Here is a 26,925-nt window from a genome sequence, read left to right as displayed (position 1 = left end):
GCGGAGCAGGAAGAGGGGCAGCGGGCGGCGCGTTGCGCGCCGCTCACTTGCCCTTCTGGGTCTCCTTGACGTCGGTGAAGACGATGCCGGGCGCCCGCTCGCGGGTGTAGCCGAGATAGAATTCGTTGCGGGCGAGATAGACGAGGTCGCCGTCGAGGTCCTCGGCGATGCCCGAGCGGTTGGCCGCGATGAACTCCTCGAGCTTGGCCTTGTCGTCGGCGGCGATCCAGCGGGCGAGCTGGAACTCGGCCAGGTCGAACTCGACCGGCAGCCCGTACTCGGCGGCGAGCCGCGCCTTGAGCACGTCGAGCTGGAGCGGCCCGACCACCCCGACCAGGGCGGGCGAGCCGTCGCTCGGCCGGAACACCTGGACGACGCCTTCCTCGGCCAGCTCCTGGAGCGCCTGCTTGAGCTTCTTGGCTTTCATGGCGTCCGACAGGCGGACGCGGCGCAGGATCTCCGGCGCGAAGCTCGGCACCCCCACGAAGGTGATGTCGCGCCCCTCGGTCAGCGTGTCGCCGATGCGCAGCGTGCCGTGATTGGGGATGCCGACCACGTCGCCCGCGAACGCCTCGTCGGCGATGGAGCGGTCCTGCGCAAAGAAGAAGTGCGGCGTGGCGAGCGTCATCGGCTTGCCGGTGCGGACCAGCCGGGCCTTCATGCCGCGTGTGAGCTTGCCCGAGCAAAGCCTTGCAAACGCGATACGATCCCGGTGGTTCGGGTCCATGTTGGCCTGGATCTTGAAGACGAAGGCCGACATCCGCGGATCGGCCGGGTCGATCGGCCCGGCATCGGAATCCTGCGCCCGCGGCGACGGCGCGAAACGGTGCAGGCCGTCGAGCAGGTCGCGCACGCCGAAGTTCTTCAGGGCGCTGCCGAAGAACACCGGCGTCAGATGGCCCTCGCGGAACGCCGCGAGGTCGAAGCGCGGGCACACCTCGGTGACCAGCTCCAGCTCGTGGGCGATCTCGCCGGCGTCGAGATTGGGGTTGAGCGCCGCGATCTCCGGCACCTCCATGGGGATCGGCGGACCGCCCGAATCGTGCCCGTCGTCCTTGCTGTCGAGCAGGCGCACGCCGCCGCGCTCGATGTCGAAGGTGCCGACGAAGTCGCGTCCGCGCCCGAGCGGCCAGGTCAGCGGGGCGGTGTCGAGCGCCAGCGTCTTCTCGATCTCGTCGAGCAGCTCGAAGGGATCGCGGCTCTCCCGGTCCATCTTGTTGATGAAGGTGACGATCGGGATGTCGCGCAGGCGGCACACCTCGAACAGCTTGCGGGTGCGCGCCTCGATGCCCTTGGCGGCATCGATGACCATCACGGCGGAATCGACCGCCGTCAGCGTCCGATAGGTGTCCTCGGAGAAGTCCTCGTGGCCCGGCGTGTCGAGCAGGTTGAACACCCGGTCGCGGTAGTCGAACGTCATCACCGAGGTGACCACCGAGATGCCGCGCTCGCGCTCGATCGACATCCAGTCGGAGCGGGTGTCGCGCCGGTTCTTCTTGGCCTTCACCTCGCCGGCGAGGTTGATGGCGCCGCCGAACAGCAGCAGCTTCTCGGTCAGCGTGGTCTTTCCGGCGTCCGGGTGGGAGATGATGGCGAAGGTGCGCCGGCGCTCCACCTCGGTCGCCAGCGGCGAGGCGGCGAGGGCGGACGGGGCGGCCGACGGGTCGGCGGCCGGCGCGGCGTCGGCCGGCGTCAGGTCACGGGCGGGCTGGGTCATGGTCGGCCATGTGGCAGGGAAATGGCGTCGGGGCAAGGGCCGTCACCTCACCCCGCGGGGCGGGGAGAGGTGAAACGAGGTCTACTGCTTCGCCAGCGCGTCGAGAGCGGCCGCGAAGCCCTTGAAGGACAACGGCACCGCCACGTCGCGCTGGATCGCGTCCTTGTACTCGATGCGGCCCGGCTCGGTGCGGGCACGCAGCCGGCGGAGCATGTCGTCGCCGAGCTCGGCGTCGGCGAAGCAGCCGGCCGGCATGCAGCGCTTGTAGCCGAGGGCGAGCGGCGGCTGCTTGTCGTCGAGGACGAGGCGCGGGGCGACGGCGAGCCACACGTTCACCGGCATCTGCACCACGAGGCGGAGCGGGTCCGCCTTGGCGGCCCGCCCGATGGCGACCTGCCAGGCCGGAGCGGCCTGGCCCTGGAGCTGCTGAGTCTGGAAGATCTCGCAGATCCTCTGCGGCATGGCCGGCGGCGTCGCCGGCGCAGTCTCGCAGCGCACCGTCCAGTCGTCGTAGGTGGCGGTGGTGCGGGTCGGCGACTGGCCCGCCGCCGGGTCGGCCGGCACGGCCGTGCCGGCGAGGAGGGCGGCGACCGCGACGGTCGGCAGGGCGCGGCCGGGCCGGGCCAGCGGTTTCAGGAACAGGCGCGACAGGAACAGGCGCGACATGAGGCGATGACCTCGGGTCAGTAGGTGGCGGTCACCCGGGCATGGATGCGCCAGGTGCCGGCGGGTGTCTGCGGCCCGTCGAGCAGGGCGTAGCCGGCCGCCAGGTTGGCGCGCCACAGCGTGCCGATCTGGGCGTCGAGGCCGCCGCCCACCGAGGCGAGCGTGGTGTCGCGGTCGAGAAAGACGTCGCGGCCCCAGCCGACGTCGCTGAACACATAGGGCACGACCTTGGCTTGCAGCCAGGGCGCCGTCTTGTCCACCGCCAAGGCGGGCAGATAGAGCGTGTTGCGCGAGATCACCGCCTGGTCGACGGTGCGGTCCTCGGTCATGTAGCCACGCACCTGGAAGGCGCCGCCGAGCGAGATGCGCTCGGTGTCGGGCAGCGGCTGGCCGGCGATTAGGGCGAACACCTCGTTGCCGAGGACGAAGCCCTTCGGCAGCGGGGTCGTGCGCACATAGGCGAGCGTCGCATAGGCGTAGTGGACGTTGTCGACGCGGCCATTGGTGTAGAGGCTCCAGGCCGCGGGGGCGTTGTCGGGCAGCATGCCGCCCGGGTTGTACTTCACCCGCACGTCGAGATCGTTGACGCCGAAACGATCGGTGAAGCGGCCGGCGAAGCCGCCGACGACCTGGAACAGGTCGACGCCGAAGTCCGCCACCTCCGTGTCGACGAAGAACAGCGCGCGCTCCTGGCGCTTCGCCTCGACGCCGAGCAGCAGGTCGCCGAACGCCCACGGCAGCAGGTCGCCGAGGGCGCTGCGATGGAGCGCCGAGAACTCCGTCGTGCGGGTGCGATAGCGCAGCCAGAGGTTCGGGTGCTCGTTGGTCTGGATGGCGTTGCCGATCAGCTCCAGGCTGGCGCGCGGCCACAGCGGCACGATCACCCGGCCCGCATGGCTCTGGTAGAGCGCGAGGTCCGGATTGTTGATCGGGTGGCCGTTGTCGATCCAGTAGTCGCAGCTGCCGGTCGCCTGATAGGAGGCCAGCACCTCGCCGGGCAGCACCATGGACGTGCCCGCGAACCAGCGGTCGCGGCTGGTGAGCAGGGTGCCGGTGTTGGCGTAGCCGGTGTAGACCTGCCAGGGCCGCAGCTCGGTGGTGCGCAACGTCAGGTCGGCTTCGGCGAGGTCGCGGCCGGGGCCGAACACCGCCTCGACCCGGCGGAACGGGTTGCGGTTGAGCCAGTCGAGATCGGTCTCGAGCCGGCGCGCGTCGATCGGCTCGCCGGGCGTCACCCGCACTCGGGTGCGCACATGGTCGGTGCCGGTGCGGGCCGCGCCGGCGACCGTCACCCGCCCGGTACGATACTCGATCACGCGCACCTGGAGGGCGCCGCCGGTGATCTCCTGGGGCGGGATGGTGACCGACACGAAGGGCCGGCCGGCGTCCTTGTAGGCGCCGGTGATGGCGGCCTGGATGTCGGCGATGAGCTTGCGGCTGAGCGGCCGGCCGACGAACGGGGCGAGGCGTCCGCGCAGCGCCGCCGGGTCGGTGCTGGCGACGCGGCTGTCGTCGATGCCGGAGGAGCGCGCCTGCGCGGCCGGCTGGTCCTTGGCACCGAGCAGCACGATCCCGCGCAGCGTCGCGCCGAGCGGCGTGTCGTCCTCGCCCTTGAGGAGGTCCGGCGTGATGAAGCCGACCGGCGGCGCGCCGCTGCGGGCGGGGGCGGGCGGCAGGTTGCGCTCCACCACCTGGGCGACGGCGGGGCTGCCCCCCATCATCAGGGCGGCGACAGCCGTGGCGACGACGGCGCACGCGAGCCGGCGCGTGTGCGCCGGCATTGGTCCGGGCACCGCCCCGCTGGTCCGCTCCGTACTCCGTCCACGCCCGTCCACGACCCTGTCCTACGCCCCGTCCGTCCTACGCCTCGTCGTCTCGTTTCGGCCCGGCTCTCCGGCCGGTGCTCGTCTCATCTCGTCGGTCGCCGCTGCTAGCGCAGCGGCTGTGCCGGCACCACGCCCGGCCGCGGCGGCGCCGCCGCCGGCGCCACCGGCGAGGCCGTCGCCGAGGCGATCCCGGCGAGCGAGCGGATCGGGTCCACCAGCCCGGCGCCGGTCTGGAGATCCTTGCCGGGACCGAGGGGCTTGGCGGTCCGTGTCAGGATGGCGCGGATATCCGCCGGTGTCAGGCTCGGCCGGGCCTCCAGCAGCAGGGCGACGACGCCGCTCACATGGGCGGCCGCCACCGAGGTGCCGGTGGTGAGCTGGTAGGCGCCGTTGGGCGAGGGCACCAGCACGTCGACGCCGGGCGCCGCCACGGCGATGTGCTTGCCGCGGTTGGCCTGGGCGAACGGCCGGTCGTCGTTGTCGGTGGCCGAGACGGCGATCACGTTGGGATCGGCGGCCGGGAACAGCGGCGGCGACTTCGCCCCGGCATTGCCGGCCGCGGCGATCAGCACGATGCCCTGGCGGTACGCTTCGTCGAGGATGCGTTCGGTCATCAAGTCGCGCGGGCCGGCGAAGCTCATGTTGATGATGCGGGGCCGGCGCGCCATCACCCAGTCGAGCCCCTTCAGCACCTGGGTGGTGGTGGCCTCGGCGCTGGGCGCCTTCTCGGAGAACGCCCGCACCGCCAGGAGGCGGGCGCCGGGGGCGACGCCGAGGAGGCGGAAGCGCGACGCGATGGCGCCCGCCATGCCGGTGCCGTGGGTGTGCGGCCGCGGCGCGTCGCCGGTCGCGTCGAAGCGATCGATGATCACCCCTTGCAGGTCGGGATGGCGGGCGTCGATCTCGGAGTCGATCACCGCGACCGTGACGTTGGCGCCGCGCACCCGCTGATGGACGGTGCCGAGCTGGAGCTTCTGGATGACGTACTGGGCCGGGTCGCCGGCCGGCAGGGTGGTGCGGGCGGCGAGGTCGCTGGCGAGATCGCTGGCGCCGGCCGCGGCGGGCTCGGTGGCTTTGGCTCCAGGTGCTCCCGCGCTCGCGGGCGGCGGCGCAGGGTCCGGTGTGGCGTCCGGCGCGAGCTGGGCGAACTGCCGGCCGATGTCGCGGGCGGGTCCGCGGGCGAGCCCGAAGGTGTAGTTGGGCTGCGCCGAGGAGACGATGCGGTTCTGCTCCAGGGTGAGGATCAGTGCCCGGATGTCCTGGCCGGCGCCCATGCGGAAGCGGTAGACGACCCGATTGGTCAGGGCGATCGGCTCGGCCGAGAGGATCTCGACCCCGAGCCGGCGGGCGATCGCCTCCACCTCGGCGCGCGACACCCGGGCCGGAATCTGGAGCACGATCTCGTCCGGCACGAAGCGGGTCTCGCCGAGCGGCGGCACGCCGCTGAACTGCTGCTCGCTGGGCGAGCGGTCGAGGCCCGGTCCCGGCGGTGGGCCGGCGCCCGGATTGCCGGCGGCTCCGCCGGCGCCGCCGCGGCCGCCCTGGCCGCCACGCCCGCCGGAGCCGGTGCCGTCGCCCGAGGGAGGCGGCGTGATGTTGCTCTGGTTGGGGTCGGGCGGGCCGAAGCCGCCGAGGCCGGTCGGCGTCAGCGACACCAGGGTGACCAGCGGGCCGGGATCGTAGAACGACGGCACCCGGATCGGCGGCCCGAACAGGAACGGATAGGTCTGTCCCGGCAAGGTGTTCCAGACGCCCGGATCGAAGCCGGGCGGCAGGCCGCCGGCGAGCTGGAAGGTGGTCAGGCCGACACCGCCGGCGCTGGTGGTGCGGCCGGACGTCATCGTGTCCCAGTACGACGACTGGACGACACCCGGGCCGCCCAGGAAGGTCTGGTCCGGCGTCAGGTCGTTGACGCCGATCAAGCCGCCGGCCGCGCCGCCCGCCCCGGTGGTCACCCGGCCGATCGCATAGGTCTCGCGCACGAGGCCCGAATTGGTGCCGACCAGGCCGCCCGCCACGGCGGTGCCGGTGCCGGTCACGGCGCCGGTCGCGTAGGACTGGAGGATCTCGGCCGGCGGCCCGTAGGCGGTCGTCGCGTTGAGGCCGGCGAGGCCACCGATGCGGGTGCCGCCGTCGCCCGTAACCGCGCCGGTCGCGAACGAGCGGGCGATCGTTCCGGTATTGGTGCCGACGAGTCCGCCGCCGGTGCCGCCCGGGCCGGCGGTCGTCACCGCGCCGGTCGCGCTCACCTCCTCGACCAGGCCGTCGTTGCGGCCGACAGCGCCGCCGACCGCGCTGCCGGCGCCGCCGGTCACGCGGCCGACCGCGACGGACTCGAACAGCGTCCCGCGGTTGCGGCCGACCAACCCGCCGACCTCCGCGCCGGCCCCGCCGGTGACGTCGCCGGTCGCCACCGAATAGCGGATCTCGCCGCCGGGTCCGAAATAGCCGGTGGTGTTCTCGCCGACGAGGCCGCCGACCGTCGCCAGGGAGCCGGCGGTGATCGAGCCGGTCGCCACGCCGAACTCGATGAGGCCGGCGTTGCGGCCGACCAGGCCGCCATAGGTTCCGTAGCTGGTGGTCGGCCCGGCGACGATGTCGCCATGCGCCGACGAGCCGGAGATGAGGCCCTGGTTGTAGCCGGCGAGCCCCCCGACGGTGTGCTCGCCGAGGCTCGTGATGGCGACATCGGCGGTCGAGCCGACGATGGTGCCCTCGTTACGGCCGACCAGCCCGCCCGCCCACACGCCGTTGCCGGTGCCGATCAGCATGGTGCCGGCGACATGGACGTTCTCGATCCGCCCCTCGTTGATGCCGGCCAGCAGGCCGACCGCGCTTTCCGCCGCTTGGCCCTCGACATGGCCGGTGAGCATCAGGTTGCGGACCACGGCGCCCGGGCCGATCACGTCGAACAGGCCGCGCGACGGATTGGGGCTGGCGACGCCGAGATGCGAGATGGTGTGGACGATCTTCGAGCCGTCCGCCCGGACGAGGCCGCCATGACCGTCCAGGATGCCGTCGAAATGGCCGTCGATGCCGGCGAAGCCGGTGGCGTCGATGTCGCGGCCGAGCGCATAGGCGCCGCCGAGATTGTCGCCGATGCGCGCGAGGTCGGCGGCGCTGTTCACCAGCATGTAGGGCCGGAGCTGACCCGGGGTCGGCGTGCTGACGGCGCTGCCGAAGTCCTGCGGGATCAGGTATCCGTAGAGCGAGGGCGCCGTGTAGGCATACGGATTGTAGTAGATCGAGACCGCCCCGCCGCCGGTGAGGACGATCGAAGGCCCGTACTCGTTGTCGAAGCGGACCGAGCCGATGCCGGTGCCGGTGTTGTCGGCGCGCAGCACGATGCTGCCGCCCCCGCTGCTGATGATCTGCGGGCCGGACGGGCTGGCGTAGCTGGTCTCGAACACGATGTTCCGGTAGGCGCTCAGCGTCAGCGTCGCGCCGGTGTTCCAGGCGATGGTGACGCCGGGCAGGATGGTGATGTCGCCCTGGCCGCCGGTGCCGGAGGCGGTCGTCTCCTGGGTCACGTTGGTGCCGGCGTTCAGGCTCGCCGAGATGATGCCGGCGAGCGTCGTGTCGATGACGAGGTCGTCGGGGTCGAGCAGCCAGGTGCCGCCGCGGCCGGCATCGACGCGGCCGCCGGTGATCACGAGGTCGCGGCCGGATGTCTCGACGAAGCCGCCGCCGCCCGGCCCCTTGGCGCTGACCGTGCCGGCGAACGACGTGGTGCCGTCCGACCACACCACCACCTTGCCGCCGGCGCCGCTGCTGCCATCCGCCCGGATCTCGGCGCCGGACTCGACCGTCACCCGCTCGGCGTTGCGGATCGGCCGGTCGAACAGCGCGCCGCCGGGCGCCCGGCCGCCGCCGCGATCGCCGCCGACCAGCACCAGGCCGCCCGTCGTGCCGCTCGCCGTCAGGAGAGCGCCGGACTTCACCGTGACGTCGCGCCCCGTGACCACGATGCGGCCGCCGGTGCCGTCGATCCCGGCGGCATCGAGCACGCCGCCGATCGTCACCGCGTCGGCCTCGATCAGGATGTCGCCGCCGGCCGTGACGGTCTTGGCCGCGCCCCCTTTGCGGCCCCGCCGGTCGGGCTCCGCCGGGGCGGTCGCCTGGCGCCGCGCCTCCAGGCGCTGGGTCGCCACCACGCTGCCGCCCTCGGCGGTGAGGAAGATGCGGCCGCCCTTGTTGGCGACGCCGGTCGCCTTGATGACGCCGTCGGTGTTGCCGGCCAGCGCGAGCACGTTGCCGCCATTGGCGCGCAGCTCGACGTCGGCGGCCCGGATCGAGCCGCGGTTGACCACCTGGCCGTTGCCGCCCGGCAGCTTGACCTGCACCTTGCCGTTGCCGAGGGCGCCGTCGCTCAGCACCACCTCGCGGCCGGACGCCATCGCGGCGGTGCCTTCCGGGGCCGTGATGCTGCCGTCGTTCTGCACCGTGCGGGCGATCAGCACGACGTCGCCCTTGGCGGAGCCGATCCGCCCGAGATTGACCACCGCGGCCGTGCTGGCGCCGTCGAACGTCATGCTGCGGCCGGCCAGGAAGGCGGCGTCCTTCACGTCGAGGGTCGAGGCGACGAAGCTGCCGCCAGTCTGCACGATGCCGGTCTGGCCGACCGCGATGCCGGCCTGGTTGACCAGGAAGACGCTGCCGGTCGCCGTCAGGGTGCCGTTGATGGTCGACGGGACGTTGCCGGTGACCCGGTTGAGGGTGGCGCCGCTGCCGTTGTCGAAATGGACGGTGTTGCCGGTGCCGATCGAGAAGGTCGACCAGGTGATGATGCCGGCCGGTCCGCCCTGGGTGACCAGCAGGCTGGAAGGCGAGGGCTGCGAGATGCCGATCGCGCCGTGGGTCGGGGTGCCGCCGGTCGGCAGCGGCTGCGCCAGCGCGGCCCACGGCACGCCGCCGGCGGCGGCGCCGAGCGCGACCGTCACTGCGAGGCGGGCCAGCCTTCGGGTCATGGGCGTCGTCCCGGCTTCGATCGTTCTGGCTGCCGCGGTGGTTCGGCGCCGCTGTCCTGACGTCGTCGTCCCGACCTCCGCGGGTCCGGGGCCGAACTAGCCGACCATCTCCCCCGGAGGCGGGGACCGTACCAGAGCGGCGCTGCGACGAACAAGCAACAGGGCGCCGGAACCCTCCGGAACCGCTCGGAATTCAGCGTGCCGTGGCAGAATCGCCGCAGCCGCCGGTTGCGGTCTATGGAACAGCTGCCGCCGCGGGGCGTGTCACCGGGCCAGCACCACGTCGCCGATCAGCGAGGAGTGGTCCCACGGGAGCTGGCGCTGGCGCGTCGTCTGGTAGACGTCGGCCCGCACCCGCTTCATCACCGCCCCGATCTCCAGGCCCGGCGTGGCCATGTGCTTGAGCAAAGCGGCGGTGAACGGGCTGTTGCGGCCTTCGCCGTCGAGCGCGACGTTCTTGGGTTGGGTGGCGTAGACGATCATGGTGCCGACCGCGCTCTGGATCGGGGCGAGCCCGGTGCCGACCGAGGTCGAGCGGGTGCCGAGCGCGGCGGCGAGCGACCGCGCCAGCGGGTTGTCCCGGCAAGCGTCGAGAAAGACCAGATTGACCCGGCGCTCGCTCTCCATCTGGGCGAGCACGTCGTCCACCGTCACGGTGTCGAGGGTGAGGTCGCCCGCCCGCTCCAGCCGAGCGTCGACCGGCACCAGATAGTTCTTGTCGGCCACCTGGAGGCCATGCCCGGCATAGAAGAACAGGGCGAGGTCGGCGCGGTCGAGCTTGCGGCCGAAGTCGCGAATGCGCGACTCCATCCCGTGCTTGTCGAGATCGATGCCCTCGACCACGTCGAAGCCGAGGCCGCGCAGCGACCGCGCCATGTCGCGGGCGTCGTTGCCCGGGTTGGGGAGGGTGGTGGCGTAACGGTAGGCGCCGTTGCCGATCACCAGGGCGACCCGGGTGCCGCGGCCCACCGGCGGCTCGGCGGCCGGCGGCGGGGGCAGGACCGCCGGGCTGGTGGCCGGGGTGACGGACGGGGTCGGGGTGGCCGCAGGGGCGACCGTCGCGGCCGGCGCCACCGTGGCGGACGGCACCGCGCCGGACGGTGTCGCGCCGGATTGGGGCGTAGCCGGACGGCTTCCGGGGTCGGGGCGCGGTGCACCGGCGTCGATCGCCGCCAGATGGGCGCGGGCGGTGTCGACCGCCCAGGCTCCGCCCAGATAGCTGCGGCTGGTCGGGGACGCCAGGGCGGCGCGGAAGTCGTCGCGGGCGCGCGAGAGATCGCCGCGCGCCTCGAAGGCGAGGCCGCGGCTGGTGTAGGCCGGCGCCAGCGTCGAATCGAGGCGCAGTGCTTCGCCGAGATCGACGATGGCGCGGTCGAGTTCGCCCTTCAGGCGCCAGGAGGTGCCGCGATTGCTCAGCGCTGCGGCGAAGCGGGCGTTGAGCCGGATCGCCTCGTCGAGATCGCGGATCGCGCGGTCGTAGTCGCGGCGCTGATTGTGGACGTAGCCGCGCAGATTGAGGGAGCTGGTGTCGCGCGGGTTGAGCTTCACGGCCTCGTCGAGGTCGGCGAGGGCGCGCTCCCAGTCGCCGCGGGCGATGCCGACCTGGGCGCGGTTCTGCCACGCGAAGGCATAGCGCGGGTCGATCCGGATCGCCTCGTCGTAGTCGCGCTGCGCCCGGTCGAGGTCGCCGCGGCCCCGATAGGCGTTGCCCCGGTAGCTGTAGTAGGCGGCGACGCGCGGCTCCAGCCGCACCGCCTCGTCGTAATCGCTGATGGCCCGGCCGTGATCGCCCTTGTTGTAATAGGTGTGGCCGCGGTTGATCAGCGCGGTGACGTAGTTGGGCTGCAACCGCAGCGCCTCGTCGAGGTCGCGCAGAGCGCGGTCGTAATCGTTCTTGTTGCGGTAGGCATTGCCGCGATTGCTGACATAGACGACGGTCTTGGGCGAAAGCCGGATCGCCTCGTCGTAGTCCTGGATGGCGCGGTCGTAGTTGCGTTGGTCGAAGAAGACGTTGCCGCGAGCGTTGAAATACTCGGCGGCGCCGGGCTTCAGCCGGATCGCCTCGTCGTAGTCGCGGATGGCCTTGTCGTACTCGGCCTTCTTGCGCCAGGCGGCGGCGCGATTGCCGTAGGCGATCACGTATTTCGGGTCGAGCCGCAGCGCCTCGTCGTAGTCGCGCAGGGCGCGGTCGGGGTTGCCCTGGGCGCTGAACGCGAAGCCGCGATTGTTGAACGCCGTCGCGTTGGTCGGATCGTGGCGCAGCGCCTCGTCGAGATCGCGGATCGCCAGCTCGTGCTGACCCTTCTCGTTGTAGACATAGGCGCGGTTGTTGTAGGCGGCGGAGCGGTCGCGTGGCGCCATCTTGCTGCCGCTTCGCTCGATGATGCGGGTGCAGCCGGCCAGGCGAGAATCGAGCTCGCCGTTACGACAGGCGTTCCAGTCCTTCTGACTCTGGGCGGAGGCCGTGCTTCCGCCGAGAGCGAGCGCCGCGAGAGCGAGTGCGGCGAGGACGAGGGCGGTGAAGCCGGTAGGAACCACGAGAAGCCGACGCATCGGACTCTCCCGAGCGAACGTGCAGGGGCGGTGAGACAGCCGCGAGAGGCGCGGGACCCACGCCCCGATAGTGGTCCGCGATCGGCGGGTTGATCAAGCCCCGTCGAGGCTTTGTGCCGCGTCGGGGGAGCGGGGTTCGAGCCGGCCGGCGGGGCGCGACCGCCCGGCGGCGACCAGATCAGTCGCGGCGGTTCTCCTTCGTCAGGGCGTCGCGGGCCTTGAGCAGGGCGGCCCGCTCGGCCTTGGAGAGGGTCGGGAAGGCGAGATCCAGGCTCTCCATGGCGTCGACGATGGCGGCGACGATGACCAGGCGGGCGAACCACTTGTTGTCGGAGGGCACGACGAACCACGGGGCGTGCGGTGCGGCGGTCGCCCGGATCATGTCCTCGTAGGCGCGCATGTAGTCCTTCCAGTGCGCGCGCTCGGCCAGGTCGGCGCCGGAGAACTTCCAATTCTTCTCGGCCTCGTCGAGGCGCTCCAGGAAGCGGCGCTTCTGCTCCTTCTTGGAGACGTGCAGGAAGAACTTGAGGATCAGCGTGCCGTTGCGGGCGAGATAGCGCTCGTGCGCCGCGATGTCCTCGTAACGGTCCTCGAAGATCGACCGGGTGACCAGCGCGGGCGGCAGCTTCTGGCGCGCCAGCACGTCCTCGTGGACGCGGGCGACCAGCACCTCTTCGTAGTAGGAGCGGTTGAAGATGCCGATGCGGCCGCGCTCCGGCAGCTTGCAGAAGCAGCGCCACAGGTAATCGTGGTCGAGCTCGGTCGAGGTCGGCTGCTTGAAGGAGTGGACCTCGCAGCCCTGCGGGTTGACGCCCGACATCACATGCTTGATGGCGCCGTCCTTGCCGGCCGCGTCCATCGCCTGGAAGATCAGCAGCACCGACCAGCGGTCCTGGGCGTAGAGCATCTCCTGCATCTCGGAGAGCCGCGTCACCCCGGCCGCGATGTAGAGCTTGGCTTCCTCCTTCTCGATGTCGAGGCCGTTGGTGTCGTCGGGCGCGATGTCGGACAACTCGAACTTACGGCCTTTGGTGACCCGGTAGGGTGCGATCAGCTCGGCGGCCTTCATCGGCATGCGGCGTCTCCTGGGGGGCAGGGGCGGCGGGGCTCCGGCTGTAACGGGGCCGGCCGGCCCCGGCAAATCACGAAGGACGGACCGTGAGCCGGGTGGGGGCGCCGGTCAGCCGGCTGTCCGGGCCGCCGCGGCGAGGCGATGGACCAGCTCGGGCATCCGGGTCGTGGCCCGCCAGCCGAGACGGGCGAAGGCGCGGTCGGGACGGCCGACCGAGACGGCGATGTCGGACGGTCGCATCAGCTCCGGAACCGAGACGACATGATCGCGCCAGTCGAGCCCGAAGGCCGAGAACGCCGCGGCGACGAAGTCGCGCAGCGTGGTCGCTTCGCCGGTGGCGATGACGAAGTCCTCGGCGCTGTCGGCCCGCAGCATCAGGCGCAGCGCCGCGACATGGTCGGCGGCCCAGCCCCAGTCGCGGCAGATGTCGAGATTGCCGAGCCGCAGCGGCTCGGCGGCCTGGCCGGCGGCCAGCCGCGCCGCGATGCGGGCGGCGCCGCGCACCACCTTCTGGGTGACGAAGCGTTCGGCCCGCAGCGGCGACTCGTGGTTGAACAGGATGGCGGTCGCGGCGAACAGGCCGTAGCTCTCGCGATAGGTCGCGACCGTCCAGTGCGCGGCCGCCTTGGCGACCGCGTAGGGACTGCGGGGGCGAAACGGCGTGCTCTCGTCGGCGCCCGTCGGCGGGGTCTCGCCGAAGCACTCGCCCGAGCCGGCGTTGCAGAAGCGGATCGCGGCCCCGCTTAGCCGGATGGCGTCGAGGATCGCCACGGTGGCCGACAGGATGCTGTCGATGGTCTCGCGCGGCTCCGCGAAGGACAGGCCGACGGAGCTCTGGGCCGAGAGGTTGTAGACCTCGTCCGGCTGCACCGCATCGAGCAGGCGGCGGACCGCATCGATGTCGTCGGGCCGGCAGCCGTGCAGCCGGACCCTGTCGCCGAGGCCGAGCGCTGCCAGGTTGGGGAAGGGGCCGGCCGGCTGCCGCGAGGTGCCATGCACCACGGTGCCCTCGGCGGCGAGCTGCTCGGCCAGCAAGCTGCCGTCCTGGCCGGAGACGCCGAACACGAGCGCGGTGCGGCTCATGCGCGGTGCGGCCCGCGCGTGGCCCTGCGCCCACCGGCGGAGCACGGCGACCGGGTCGCGAAGGCAGTGGATCGGGGGGCGGCGGGCACCATGGATCGAAGCTCGGGCGTGGTGGCGGCGAGCGCCGTCTTACCAGAGGGGCGGCTTCCGGAACAGCGTGTCCGGGTCGCGCTGCTCCGGCCGCGTTCCGCCGGTGTGGCGCGGCGATCCACGGCCCGGCGCCGGGTGACGGGCAGATCGTCGGGCGCGCCCCGGCGGGGGGCCTCGATCGGAGCTGGAATGAAGCTAAAAAATCACTATATCAATCATATAAGCTTCGATTTTGAAGTTTTTCGTCAAGGTCGATTCCGGCTGCCCTCGGCGATCGGGCCTGAGATTCCGGGGTGCGGCGGATCGCGCGGCACGGAGGTTGCTAAGAGGGACTTGGCAAACGGTGTGCGAGCCGTTAAATAGCGCCCACGGGCGTGCCGGCCCTTTGTCGGCGCGCCCTTGCGTGTTCTCGGAAAAGCTGTTGGATCAGGACTCTGTTCCTTTTGGGCATCCGATCGGATCGATCAGAAGGGCAGGGCCGGAAACCGGCCGCCTCCGTGACGCACGCGGCCGCTCCGGTGGAGCGGCCAGTCCTGTCCGAGACTGCAGGTGCTGCTGCTAGCGCGCGATTTTGCATGAGCAATGTCAATTGCATAGGCATTAGGACGCAAGAGCGACGGCTTAATTCGATCCCAGGGCCTGCACAGACGGGGAAGATCGATTCGGGGGAGACCCCGTACGGTTCCGACTCGGGTTTGTCCCGGCGGCGCGGTCCGCGCGCTCTCGGGGGACAGGGCAAGAAGCGTCGTTCCGCTTCGGCGCCGTGAGGCGCAGGCGCGGGACGATTCGACGCAACCGGCGGCTCCTTCCGGGGGGCCGCCAACCAGAGAGAGCAAGACGTGGATCGAGCGGCAAAGAAAGAGCTCGTCACGACCCTGAACGAGGTCTTCAAGGCCTCCAACGTGGTCGTGGTGGCTCACTATGCCGGCCTCACCGTCGCCCAGATGCAGACCCTGCGCAGGCAGGCCAAGCAGGCGGGTGCCTCGGTGAAGGTCGCCAAGAACCGTCTCGCCAAGATCGCTCTTGATGGCACCGACGCGGCGATCGTCGCGCCCCTCCTCAAGGGGCCGACCGTGCTCACCTATTCGGGTGATCCGATCGCTGCGCCGAAGGTCGTCTCCGATTTCGCCAAGGCCAACGACAAGCTCGTGATCCTCGGCGGCGCCATGGGGAGGACCGCCCTGAACCCGGACGGCGTGAAGGCACTCGCCTCGCTGCCGTCTCTCGATGAGCTGCGCGCCAAGATCGTCGGCCTCGTGCAGGCCCCGGCGACCAAGGTGGCTCAGCTGGTCAACGCGCCGGCGGGCAAGCTCGCCCGGGTGGTTCAGGCCTATGCCAGCAAGGGCGAGGCGTGAGGCTCGCAAACCCGAACAAGTCGAAATCGAGAAGGACTGACTTCAATGGCTGATCTGCAAAAGATCGTTGACGACCTGTCGAGCCTCACGGTGCTCGAGGCGGCCGAGCTGGCCAAGCTGCTCGAGGAGAAGTGGGGCGTGTCGGCGGCTGCGGCCGTCGCGGTCGCCGCTGCTCCGGGTGCCGCGGCCGCGGCGCCGGCCGAGGAGAAGACCGAGTTCAACGTGATCCTGGCCGCCGCCGGCGACAAGAAGATCGAGGTCATCAAGGAGGTGCGCGCGCTCACCGGGCTCGGCCTCAAGGAGGCCAAGGATCTGGTCGAGGGCGCCCCGAAGGCCGTCAAGGAAGGCGTCAACAAGGACGAGGCCGAGAAGATCAAGGCGACCCTCGAGAAGGTCGGCGCCAAGGTCGAACTCAAGTAATCGTGAGCTTTGTCAAGCGATTCCGTTCCTATATTGCGGAATCGACAGCGTCACCGGCGCGGTGACGGAATCGACCGTGCGAGGTGGGTGCACCCGCCCGCGCGGTCGATCAGGCGGTCCGGGACCTCCCGGACCGCCCGGTTCGGGCGGCGAGCATGCGAAAGGTTCGCCGCGATGCCGCTTCCAGGCAGCGCCCTCCAGGGCCCCCGGAAGCCCCCCGCCGCCATGTCGGCCGGCGGAGGAAGCGAGAGGCCACGATGGCAGAGACGTTCACGGGTCGTAAGCGGGTTCGCAAGTTCTTCGGCAAAATCCAGGAAGTCGCGGAGATGCCGAACCTCATCGAGGTTCAGAAGGCCTCCTACGACCAGTTTCTGCTCATCCAGGAGCCGCGAGGCGGCCGCCCCGACGAGGGCCTGCAAGCGGTTTTCAAGTCGGTGTTCCCGATCTCCGACTTCTCCAACACGGCCCAGCTCGAATTCGTTCGCTACGAGTTCGAGCCGCCGAAGTACGACGTCGACGAGTGCCGCCAGCGCGGCATGACCTATGCGGCACCCCTCAAGGTGACGCTGCGCCTCATCGTGTTCGACGTCGACGAGGAGACCGGAGCCAAGTCGGTCAAGGACATCAAGGAGCAGGATGTCTACATGGGCGACATCCCGCTCATGACCAACAACGGCACCTTCATCGTCAACGGCACCGAGCGCGTCATCGTCTCGCAGATGCACCGCTCGCCGGGCGTGTTCTTCGATCACGACAAGGGCAAGACCCACTCGTCGGGCAAGCTCCTGTTCGCGGCCCGCATCATTCCGTATCGCGGCTCCTGGCTCGACATCGAGTTCGACGCCAAGGACATCGTCTACGCCCGTATCGACCGGCGCCGGAAGATTCCGGTGACGTCGCTGCTCTATGCGCTCGGGATGGACGGCGAGGAGATCCTCAACACCTTCTACAACCAGATCCTCTACAAGCGCACCAAGGATGGCTGGCGCGTGCCCTTCGACGCCAACCGCCTGAAGGGCTACAAGGCGATCAACGACCTCGTCGATGCCGACACCGGCAAGGTGGTGGTGGAAGCCGGCAAGAAGATCACGGTGCGTCAGGCGCGCCTGCTCCAGGAGAAGGGGCTGAAGGCGCTGCGGATGACCGACGACGAGCTGATCGGCAACTACATCGCCGAGGACCTCGTCAACGCCGCCACCGGCGAGATCTATGTCGAGGCCGGCGAGGAGATCACCGAGAAGACCCTGAAGCTCCTGGCCGACGTCGGCTACAAGGAGGTGCCGGTCCTCGACATCGACCACGTCAACATCGGTGCCTACATCCGCAACACCCTCAGCGTCGACAAGAACATGCGGCGCGAGGACGCCCTGTTCGACATCTACCGCGTGATGCGCCCGGGCGAGCCGCCGACCATCGACACGGCGAGCGCGATGTTCCAGTCGCTGTTCTTCGATGCCGAGCGCTACGACTTGTCGGCGGTCGGCCGCGTCAAGATGAACATGCGCCTCGATCTCCAGTGCCCGGACACCATCCGGGTGCTGCGCAAGGACGATATCATCGGCGTCATCCGCACGCTGGTGGATCTGCGCGACGGCAAGGGCGCCATCGACGACATCGACCATCTCGGCAATCGGCGCGTGCGCTCGGTCGGCGAGCTGATGGAGAACCAGTACCGCATCGGTCTCCTGCGCATGGAGCGCGCCATCAAGGAGCGGATGAGCTCGGTCGACATCGGCACCGTGATGCCGCAGGACCTGATCAACGCCAAGCCGGCGGCGGCGGCGGTGCGCGAGTTCTTCGGCTCGTCGCAGCTCTCGCAGTTCATGGACCAGACCAACCCGCTCAGCGAGATCACCCACAAGCGCCGCCTGTCGGCGCTCGGCCCGGGCGGCCTGACGCGCGAGCGCGCCGGCTTCGAGGTGCGCGACGTGCACCCGACCCACTACGGCCGCATCTGCCCGATCGAGACGCCGGAAGGTCCGAACATCGGCCTGATCAACTCGCTCGCCACCTATGCGCGGGTGAACAAGTACGGTTTCGTCGAGACGCCCTATCGGCGCGTCAAGGAGGGGCGGGTCACCGACGAGGTGATCTATCTCTCGGCCATGGAGGAGGGGCGCTACTACGTCGCCCAGGCAAACCAGCCGGTCGACAGCAACGGCAAGTTCACCGAGGACCTGATCGTCTGCCGCCACGCCGGCGACGTGCTGATGATCTCGCCCGACCGCGTCGACTACATGGACGTGTCGCCGAAGCAGCTCGTCTCGGTCGCCGCGGCGCTGATCCCGTTCCTGGAGAACGACGACGCCAACCGCGCCCTGATGGGCTCCAACATGCAGCGGCAGGCGGTGCCGCTGGTGCGGGCCGAGGCGCCGTTCGTCGGCACCGGCATGGAGGGCGTGGTCGCCCGTGACTCGGGGGCCGCCATCGCGGCGCGCCGCACCGGCGTCATCGACCAGGTCGACGCCACCCGTATCGTGGTGCGCGCCACCGAAGATCTCGACCCCACCAAGTCGGGCGTCGACATCTACCGGCTCCAGAAGTTCCAGCGCTCGAACCAGAACACCTGCATCAACCAGCGTCCGCTGGTGAAGGTGGGCGACGCGGTGAAGAAGGGCGACATCATCGCCGACGGTCCCTCGACCGATCTCGGCGAGCTGGCGCTCGGCCGCAACGTGCTCGTCGCGTTCATGCCGTGGAACGGCTACAACTTCGAAGACTCGATCCTGCTCTCCGAGCGGATCGTGAAGGATGACGTGTTCACCTCGATCCACATCGAGGAGTTCGAGGTGATGGCCCGCGACACCAAGCTGGGGCCGGAGGAGATCACCCGCGACATCCCGAACGTGTCGGAAGAGGCGCTCAAGAATCTCGACGAGGCGGGCATCGTCTATATCGGCGCCGAGGTGCATGCCGGCGACATCCTGGTCGGCAAGATCACCCCGAAGGGCGAGAGCCCGATGACGCCGGAAGAGAAGCTGCTGCGCGCCATCTTCGGCGAGAAGGCGTCGGACGTGCGCGACACCTCGCTGCGGGTGCCGCCCGGCGTGCAGGGCACCGTCGTCGAGGTGCGGGTGTTCAACCGCCACGGCGTCGAGAAGGACGAGCGTGCGCTCGCCATCGAGCGCGAGGAGATCGAGCGTCTCGCCAAGGACCGCGACGACGAGCAGGCGATCCTCGACCGCAACGTCTACGGCCGCCTGGCCGAGATGCTGGACGGCAAGACCGCGGTGGCCGGCCCGAAGGGGTTCAAGCGGGAGACCAAGATCACCCGCGCCGGCCTCGACGAGTATCCGCGCTCGCAGTGGTGGCTGTTCGCGGTCGCCGACGACCGGCTGATGTCGGAGATCGAGGCGATCCGGAAGTCGTACGAGGAGAGCAAGAAGGGTCTCGAGCAGCGCTTCCTCGACAAGGTCGAGAAGCTCCAGCGTGGCGACGAGCTGCCGCCCGGCGTGATGAAGATGGTCAAGGTCTTCGTCGCGGTGAAGCGCAAGATCCAGCCCGGCGACAAGATGGCCGGACGCCACGGCAACAAGGGCGTGGTGTCGAAGATCGTGCCGTCCGAGGACATGCCGTTCCTGGCCGACGGCCAGCCGGTCGACATCGTGCTCAACCCGCTCGGCGTGCCGAGCCGCATGAATGTCGGACAGATCCTCGAGACCCATCTGGGTTGGGCCTGCGCCGGCCTCGGCAAGCGCATCGGGCAGGCGGTCGACGCCTATTACGAGCGCAGCGAGCTGAAGCCGCTGAAGGAGACCCTCGACAAGGTCTATGGCGCGGACGAGACCATCCGGTCGCTCGGCGAGCCCGAGCTGGTCGAGCTCGGAACCAATCTGCGCAAGGGCGTCCCGATCGCCACCCCGGTGTTCGACGGCGCCAAGGAGCACGACATCGAGGCCATGCTGAACCTCGCCGGGCTCGACGGCTCGGGCCAGGTCAACCTGTACGACGGGCGCACCGGCGAGGAGTTCGATCGCAAGGTGACGGTGGGCTACATCTACATGCTGAAGCTCCACCATCTCGTCGACGACAAGATCCACGCCCGCTCGATCGGTCCGTACTCGCTCGTCACCCAGCAGCCGCTGGGCGGCAAGGCGCAGTTCGGCGGCCAGCGCTTCGGCGAAATGGAGGTGTGGGCGCTCGAAGCGTACGGCGCCGCCTACACGCTGCAAGAGATGCTGACCGTGAAGTCCGACGACGTCGCCGGCCGCACCAAGGCGTACGAGTCGATCGTCCGCGGCGACGACACCTTCGAGGCCGGCATTCCGGAGTCGTTCAACGTGCTGGTCAAGGAGATGCGGTCGCTCGGCCTCAACGTCGACCTCTACAACTCCAAGAGCGCGCGCGGCTCGGGTGACGCGGCGGAGGCGGCCGAGTAGCGCGACCATGCGGGCCGGGCATGTCCCGGCCCTCCCGCCGCGGCCGACGGGCCGTGGACGGGATCGCGCCCTCGCGCGACGGGTCGAGGGCGGATTTTTCGATCGACACGGCTGCGGAACCCTCGGCGGTCGAACCCACCAAGTGTGGAGACAGCAATGAATCAAGAGGTCATGAATCTTTTCGGGCCGCAGGTGCCGGCCCAGGTGTTCGACCAGATCCGCATCTCGATCGCGAGCCCGGAAAAGATTCTGTCGTGGTCGTACGGCGAGATCAAGAAGCCGGAGACGATCAACTACCGGACCTTCAAGCCGGAGCGCGACGGCCTGTTCTGCGCCCGCATCTTCGGTCCGATCAAGGACTACGAGTGCTTGTGCGGCAAGTACAAGCGCATGAAGTACAAGGGCATCATCTGCGAAAAGTGCGGCGTCGAGGTGACGCTGTCGCGGGTGCGGCGCGAGCGGATGGGCCACATCGAGCTCGCCGCGCCGGTGGCGCACATCTGGTTCCTGAAGTCGCTGCCGAGCCGCATCGGTCTGCTGCTCGACATGACGCTGAAGGACCTCGAGCGCATCCTGTACTTCGAGTACTACGTCGTCATCGAGCCCGGCCTGACGCCGCTCCAGCACCGGCAGCTCCTGTCGGAAGAGGACTTCCTGCGCGCCCAGGACGAGTACGGGGCGGACAGCTTCACGGCGATGATCGGCGCCGAGGCGATCCGCGAGATGCTCAAGGCGATGGACCTGGAGAAGCTCGCGACGGATCTGCGCAAGGAGATCGCCGAGTCCACCTCCGACCTCAAGCCGAAGAAGCTGGCGAAGCGGCTCAAGCTGATCGAGGCGTTCGTCCAGTCCGGCAACAAGCCGGAGTGGATGATCCTCACCGTCGTGCCGGTGATCCCGCCGGACCTGCGTCCGCTGGTGCCGCTCGACGGCGGCCGCTTCGCGACCTCGGACCTCAACGATCTCTATCGCCGCGTCATCAACCGTAACAACCGCCTCAAGCGGCTGATCGAGCTGCGCGCGCCCGACATCATCATCCGCAACGAGAAGCGGATGCTGCAAGAGGCGGTGGACGCGCTGTTCGACAACGGCCGGCGCGGCCGCGTCATCACCGGCGCCAACAAACGGCCGCTCAAGTCGCTCGCCGACATGCTCAAGGGCAAGCAGGGCCGGTTCCGCCAGAACCTGCTCGGCAAGCGCGTCGACTATTCGGGCCGCTCGGTGATCGTCGTCGGTCCGGAGCTCAAGCTGCACCAGTGCGGCCTGCCCAAGAAGATGGCGCTGGAGCTGTTCAAGCCGTTCATCTACTCGCGGCTCGACGCCAAGGGCCTGTCGACCACGGTGAAGCAGGCCAAGAAGCTCGTGGAGAAGGAGAAGCCGGAGGTCTGGGACATCCTGGACGAGGTCATCCGCGAGCATCCGGTGCTGCTGAACCGCGCCCCGACGCTGCACCGCCTCGGCATCCAGGCGTTCGAGCCGGTGCTGATCGAGGGCAAGGCGATCCAGCTCCATCCGCTGGTGTGCGCGGCCTTCAACGCCGACTTCGACGGCGACCAGATGGCGGTTCACGTGCCGCTGTCGCTCGAGTCGCAGCTCGAGGCGCGCGTGCTGATGATGTCGACCAACAACATCCTGCACCCGGCCAACGGCTCGCCCATCATCGTGCCGTCGCAGGACATCGTGCTCGGGCTCTACTATCTCTCGCTCACCCGCGAGAACGAGCCGGGGCAGGGCAAGGTGTTCGGCAACCTGGCCGAGATCGAGCATGCGCTCGGCCAGCGCGTCGTCACGCTGCACTCCAAGATCAAGTATCGCTGGGAGGGCATCGACGAGAACGGCGACTTCGTCCGTCGTGTCGTCGACACCACGCCGGGCCGCATCATTCTCGGCCAGGTGCTGCCCAAGCACCGCAAGATCTCGTTCGAGGTCGTCAACAAGCTGATGACCAAGCGCGAGATCTCCAACATGATCGACACCGTCTACCGCCACTGCGGTCAGAAGGAGACGGTGATCTTCTGCGATCGCATCATGGCGCTCGGCTTCCACCACGCCTTCAAGGCCGGCATCTCGTTCGGCAAGGACGACATGGTGGTGCCGAGCTCGAAGTGGAAGATCGTCGAGCAGACCCGCACGCTCGCCAAGGAGTTCGAGCAGCAGTTCCTCGAAGGCCTGATCACCCAGGGCGAGAAGTACAACAAGGTGGTCGACGCCTGGTCGAAGTGCACCGAGCAGATCGCCGACGAGATGATGCGCGAGATCTCGGCGGTGCGGAAGCAGGAGGCCACCGGCCGCGAGGTGCCGATCAACTCGATCTACATGATGGCGCACTCGGGCGCCCGCGGCTCGCCGGCCCAGATGCGTCAGCTCGCCGGCATGCGCGGCCTGATGGCGAAGCCGTCGGGCGAGATCATCGAGAGCCCGATCATCTCCAACTTCAAGGAGGGGCTGTCGGTTCTGGAGTACTTCAACTCCACCCACGGCGCCCGCAAGGGCCTCGCCGACACCGCGCTGAAGACCGCCAACTCGGGCTACCTGACCCGCCGTCTCGTCGACGTGGCGCAGGACTGCATCATCACGTCCGACGACTGCGGCACGCTCGGCGGCATCAAGGTGCGGGCCATCATCGACTCCGGCCAGGTGGTCGCGTCGCTGGGCAGCCGCATTCTCGGCCGCACCGTCGCCGAGGACGTGCGCGATCCGTCCACCAACGAGCTGATCGTGCCGCGCAACACGCTCCTCGACGAGCGTGACGTCGACGCCATCGTGACCGCCGGCGTGCAGGAGCTGAAGATCCGCTCCGTGCTCACCTGCGAGAGCACCGCGGGCGTGTGCGGGGCCTGCTACGGGCGCGATCTCGCCCGCGGCACGCCGGTCAACATGGGCGAGGCGGTCGGCGTCATCGCGGCGCAGTCGATCGGCGAGCCGGGCACCCAGCTCACCATGCGCACCTTCCACATCGGTGGCGCGGCACAGATCTCGGAGCAGTCCTTCGTCGAGTCGAACTTCGAGGGCACCATCCGGATCAAGAACCGCAACATCATGCGGAACTCCGATGGCGAGCTGATCGCCATGGTGCGCAACATGGCGGTGATCGTCGTCGATCAGGACGGCACCGAGCGGGCCGTGCACCGCATTCAGTTCGGCTCGCGCATGAAGGTCGACGAGGGCGACAAGATCAAGCGCGGCCAGCGCATCGCCGAGTGGGACCCGTACACCCGTCCGATTCTCACCGAGGTGGACGGCGTGGTCGACTTCGAGGACCTGGTCGAAGGCCAGTCGATGTCGGAGACGCTCGACGAGTCGACCGGCATCGCCAAGCGCGTCGTCATCGACTGGCGCGCCCAGGGGGCCGGCCGCGGTGCCGACCTGCGTCCCGCCATCGTCATCAAGGGCGACGACGGCAAGATCCTCAAGCTCGCCCGTGGCGGCGACGCGCGCTATCAGCTCGCCGTCGACGCCATTCTCTCGGTCGATCCGGGCAGCCGGGTGCAGGCGGGTGACGCCATCGCCCGCATGCCGACCGAGAGCGCCAAGACCCGCGACATCACCGGCGGTCTGCCGCGGGTGGCGGAGCTGTTCGAGGCGCGGCGGCCCAAGGAGGCGGCGGTCATCGCCGAGGTCTCCGGCACGGTGCGCTTCGGGCGCGACTACAAGAACAAGCGTCGCCTCACCATCGAGCCGAACGACAAGGACGAGGAGGCCCGCGAGTACCTGATCCCGAAGGGCAAGCACGTCCATCTCCAGGACGGCGACCTGATCGAGAAGGGCGACTACATCGTCGAGGGCAACCCGGCCCCGCACGATATCCTCGCCGTCAAGGGCGTCGAGGAGCTGGCCGCCTATCTGGTCAACGAGATCCAGGAGGTCTATCGGCTCCAGGGCGTGAGCATCAACGACAAGCACATCGAGGTGATCGTTCGCCAGATGTTGCAGAAGGTCGAGGTGGACGACTCGGGCGAGACCGACCTCATCCAGGGCGAGCAGATCGACTGGGTCGAGTTCGACGAGGTCAATGCGCGGGCGCGCGAGGAGGGCAAGAAGGAGGCGAAGGCGCATCCGGTCCTGCTCGGCATCACCAAGGCCTCGTTGCAGACCCGCTCGTTCATCTCGGCGGCGTCGTTCCAGGAGACCACGCGCGTGCTCACCGAGGCGGCGGTCGCCGGCAAGATCGACACGCTCGACGGGCTCAAGGAGAACGTCATCGTCGGCCGCCTCATCCCGGCCGGCACCGGCGCCACCATGAACGTCCTGCGCGAGGTCGCCACCAAGCGCGACACCCTCATCCTCGAGGAGCGTGAGAAGGAGCGGGCCGAGAAGGCCGCGGAGCAGCCGGCCGCCCTGCCGGCGGCCGAGTAGCCGGCGCGCGTCCGGGCTGCACCATCGCGGCCGCGACTGCAGCCGCGATGGATGACGACGAAAGCGACGGGCCGCCCGGCGACGGGTGGCCCGCTCGCGTTTCGGTCGTGTTTCGGTCGTCAGCCGATCCCGAAAGTTGTGTGCCCCATAGGTTCGCGGCATCGTCGGGCCGCAGGCGCGGTCGCGCCCCCGCACGGGCGGGCATGCGGGTCGCGTGACGAGAAGAGGATAGGGCGGCGACTGGGGCAATGCCGCAATGCGGCATCACGGGCGAACCGCATGGGCTCCAGTGCGTTCGTCTACCGGCAGATCATCCGCCGGGGCGATCTGTCGTCACCAGATCCAGAGACGAAAGGGCGTACCCATGGGGGCTCTCGCCGAACAGCAGATGAAACCCGCGCGCGTCGCCGATCGCACCGCGCCCTGGTGGCAGTCCGCCGTGCTCTACCAAGTCTATCCGCGCTCGTTCCAGGACACGGACGGCGACGGCATCGGTGATCTTCCCGGGCTCATGCGGCGGCTGCCCCACCTGGTGGAGCTCGGGGTGGATGCCCTGTGGCTGTCGCCGATCTATCCGTCGCCGATGGCGGACTTCGGCTACGACATCTCCGACTACACCGACATCGATCCGGTGTTCGGCACGCTGGCGGATTTCGACGCGCTGCTCGACGCGGCGCACCGGCATGGCATCAAGGTGCTGCTCGACCTGGTGCCGAATCACACCTCGGACCGCCATCCCTGGTTCGAGGAGAGCCGCGCGTCCCGGAACAATCCCAAGCGCGACTGGTACATCTGGCGCGATCCGGCGCCGGATGGCGGGCCGCCCAATAATTGGCTGTCGGAGTTCGGCGGCAGCGCCTGGGCGTTCGACCCGGCGACGGGCCAGTACTACTACCACGCCTTCCTGGATGCCCAGCCCGACCTCAACTGGCGCAACCCCGAGGTGCGCGCCGCCATCTACGACGTCATGCGGTTCTGGCTGCGGCGCGGGGTGGACGGCTTCCGGGTCGATGTCATCTGGCATCTGATCAAGGACGACCAGTTCCGCGACAACCCGTCCAATCCCGATTGGCGGCCCGGCCGGCCCCCCAACGAATCGCTGGTGCCGATCTACACGGCCGACCGGCCCGAGGTGCACGAGGTGATCGCCGAGATGCGTCGGGTGGTTGAGGAGTTCGAGGAGCGGGTCCTGATCGGCGAGATCTATCTGCCGATCGAGCGGCTCGTCACCTATTACGGCGCCGACCTGTCGGGCGCCCATCTGCCGTTCAACTTCGCGCTGCTGAATGCCCCCTGGCACGCCCGGCGAATCGCCCAGCTCGTCGATGAGTACGAGGCGGCGCTGCCGCCGGGCGGCTGGCCCAACTGGGTGCTCGGGAATCACGACCGGCCCCGGGTGGCGAGTCGCGTCGGTCGCGACCAGCTTCGGGTGGCGGCGATGCTGCTGCTCACCCTGCGCGGGACGCCGACGATCTATTACGGCGAGGAGATCGGCATGGCCGACGTGGCGATTCCGCCCGATCGGGTGCGCGACCCGTTCGAGAAGAACGTGCCGGGAATCGGCGTCGGCCGCGACGGCTGCCGCACCCCCATGCAGTGGGACAGCGGCGCTGCGGCGGGCTTCTCGACGGCCGAGCCGTGGCTGCCGCCGGGGCCCGATAGCGGCCGGGAAAACGTGACGAATCAGCGGGGTGATCCGGGCTCCCTGCTCAATCTCTATCGTCGCCTGATCGCCGCTCGGCGGCGTCACACGGCGCTCACGCGGGGCAGCTACGAACCGATGGCGGCGAGCGGCGACCTGCTCGTCTATGTGCGCCGGCACGGTCGGGAGCGGGTCCTGGTGGCCCTCAATCTCGGTCCGGAGCCGGTGACCGTGTCGCTACGCGGCGACGCGGCGGAGGGGCGCGTGCTGGTCTCCTCGCTGGGCGACCGCGACGGCGAGGCCGTCACCGGCGAGCTCTACCTTCGCAGCCACGAAGGTGCGGTCGTCGGCCTCGACCCGGCCGAAACCCACGGCGAGGCATGACGATCCGCCGTTGCGCGCGGCCGATGGTGCTTGACTTCCCGCGGTACGGCCGCTAAAACCCGCCCACTTTTCGGCAGGCGGTGAGCTTCGCTGTTCGGAACGGCATGTCTTGCAGTCACGCTCGTCCGGAACTCTTTGGTCCGGCGGGCGGCAGGGCACCCAAGCCTCGACGATTGATGCTCAAACGCTGCCTCTGACACACGACTGTCAGGTTGGATGTACACGAGCGCGGGACGGCGACGTCACGTGCTCCTCTGTCGACGGAAGCGCCATCTCCGCGAGGGATGGCGCGCGGTGCGTTTGCGCGCGTGAGCGTGCTCGTGTGCCGCGTCGGCGAGCGCGGGCGAGCCCGCAGGCGCTCCGGTCCGGACACGGGCAGGGGCGTTGAACGGGGCGAACCGCCGGAGCGGGATGT

The 26,925-nt window shown here is 69.6% G+C and carries 12 protein-coding genes; 5 read left to right on the top strand and 7 right to left on the bottom strand.

Annotation, left to right across the window (positions count from 1 at the left end):
• Positions 1-43: 43 nt before the first annotated feature.
• The 7 genes from ACFQUV_RS23010 to ACFQUV_RS22980 form a co-directional block, all read right to left on the bottom strand.
• Complete coding sequence (locus ACFQUV_RS23010) at positions 44-1,717, bottom strand: peptide chain release factor 3 (protein ID WP_129609575.1); 1,674 nt, start codon at positions 1,715-1,717, stop codon at positions 44-46.
• Positions 1,718-1,798: 81 nt separating this feature from the next.
• Entirely contained in the window at positions 1,799-2,383 is a 585-nt protein-coding gene (locus ACFQUV_RS23005) for an invasion associated locus B family protein (RefSeq protein WP_129609576.1), read from the bottom strand.
• Between the two features lie 17 nt (positions 2,384-2,400).
• Positions 2,401-4,164 (bottom strand): ShlB/FhaC/HecB family hemolysin secretion/activation protein, encoded by a 1,764-nt coding sequence (locus ACFQUV_RS23000; protein ID WP_129609577.1) that lies wholly within the window; start codon positions 4,162-4,164, stop codon positions 2,401-2,403.
• A gap of 149 nt (positions 4,165-4,313) precedes the next feature.
• A complete protein-coding gene (locus ACFQUV_RS22995) occupies positions 4,314-9,176 on the bottom strand; it encodes a S8 family serine peptidase (RefSeq protein ID WP_129609578.1) in 4,863 nt (1,620 codons plus the stop codon).
• Between the two features lie 264 nt (positions 9,177-9,440).
• Positions 9,441-11,729 (bottom strand): tetratricopeptide repeat protein, encoded by a 2,289-nt coding sequence (locus ACFQUV_RS22990; RefSeq protein WP_378395812.1) that lies wholly within the window; start codon positions 11,727-11,729, stop codon positions 9,441-9,443.
• 178 nt (positions 11,730-11,907) lie between these two features.
• Entirely contained in the window at positions 11,908-12,804 is an 897-nt protein-coding gene (locus ACFQUV_RS22985) for a polyphosphate kinase 2 family protein (protein ID WP_129607944.1), read from the bottom strand.
• A 105-nt stretch (positions 12,805-12,909) separates the two neighbouring features.
• The gene (locus tag ACFQUV_RS22980) at positions 12,910-13,884 is read right to left on the bottom strand and encodes a GDP-mannose 4,6-dehydratase (RefSeq protein ID WP_378395810.1); all 975 of its coding nucleotides are present in this window, start codon (positions 13,882-13,884) and stop codon (positions 12,910-12,912) included.
• Positions 13,885-14,813: 929 nt separating this feature from the next.
• Here ACFQUV_RS22980 and rplJ point away from each other — a divergent pair.
• The 5 genes from rplJ to ACFQUV_RS22955 all read left to right on the top strand — a co-directional run bounded on the left by rplJ (position 14,814) and on the right by ACFQUV_RS22955 (position 26,510).
• Positions 14,814-15,329: a 50S ribosomal protein L10 gene (rplJ, locus tag ACFQUV_RS22975; RefSeq protein ID WP_111383565.1), complete on the top strand. Its 516-nt coding sequence runs from the start codon at positions 14,814-14,816 to the stop codon at positions 15,327-15,329.
• A 45-nt stretch (positions 15,330-15,374) separates the two neighbouring features.
• A complete protein-coding gene (rplL, locus tag ACFQUV_RS22970; protein ID WP_111383564.1) occupies positions 15,375-15,749 on the top strand; it encodes a 50S ribosomal protein L7/L12 in 375 nt (124 codons plus the stop codon).
• 257 nt (positions 15,750-16,006) lie between these two features.
• Positions 16,007-20,128, top strand: coding sequence for a DNA-directed RNA polymerase subunit beta (rpoB, locus tag ACFQUV_RS22965; RefSeq protein ID WP_129609056.1), 4,122 nt, complete (start codon positions 16,007-16,009; stop codon positions 20,126-20,128).
• A gap of 156 nt (positions 20,129-20,284) precedes the next feature.
• Positions 20,285-24,484, top strand: coding sequence for a DNA-directed RNA polymerase subunit beta' (rpoC, locus tag ACFQUV_RS22960; protein WP_129609057.1), 4,200 nt, complete (start codon positions 20,285-20,287; stop codon positions 24,482-24,484).
• Positions 24,485-24,872: 388 nt separating this feature from the next.
• Complete coding sequence (locus tag ACFQUV_RS22955) at positions 24,873-26,510, top strand: alpha-amylase family glycosyl hydrolase (RefSeq protein ID WP_129609058.1); 1,638 nt, start codon at positions 24,873-24,875, stop codon at positions 26,508-26,510.
• Positions 26,511-26,925 lie beyond the last annotated feature (415 nt).

Source organism: Rhodoplanes sp. P11 (assembly GCF_964266735.1).
Classification (GTDB): domain Bacteria; phylum Pseudomonadota; class Alphaproteobacteria; order Rhizobiales; family Xanthobacteraceae; genus Rhodoplanes; species Rhodoplanes serenus.
Note: the sequence above shows the minus strand (reverse complement) of the source record. Positions and strands in the feature narration are given on the sequence as shown.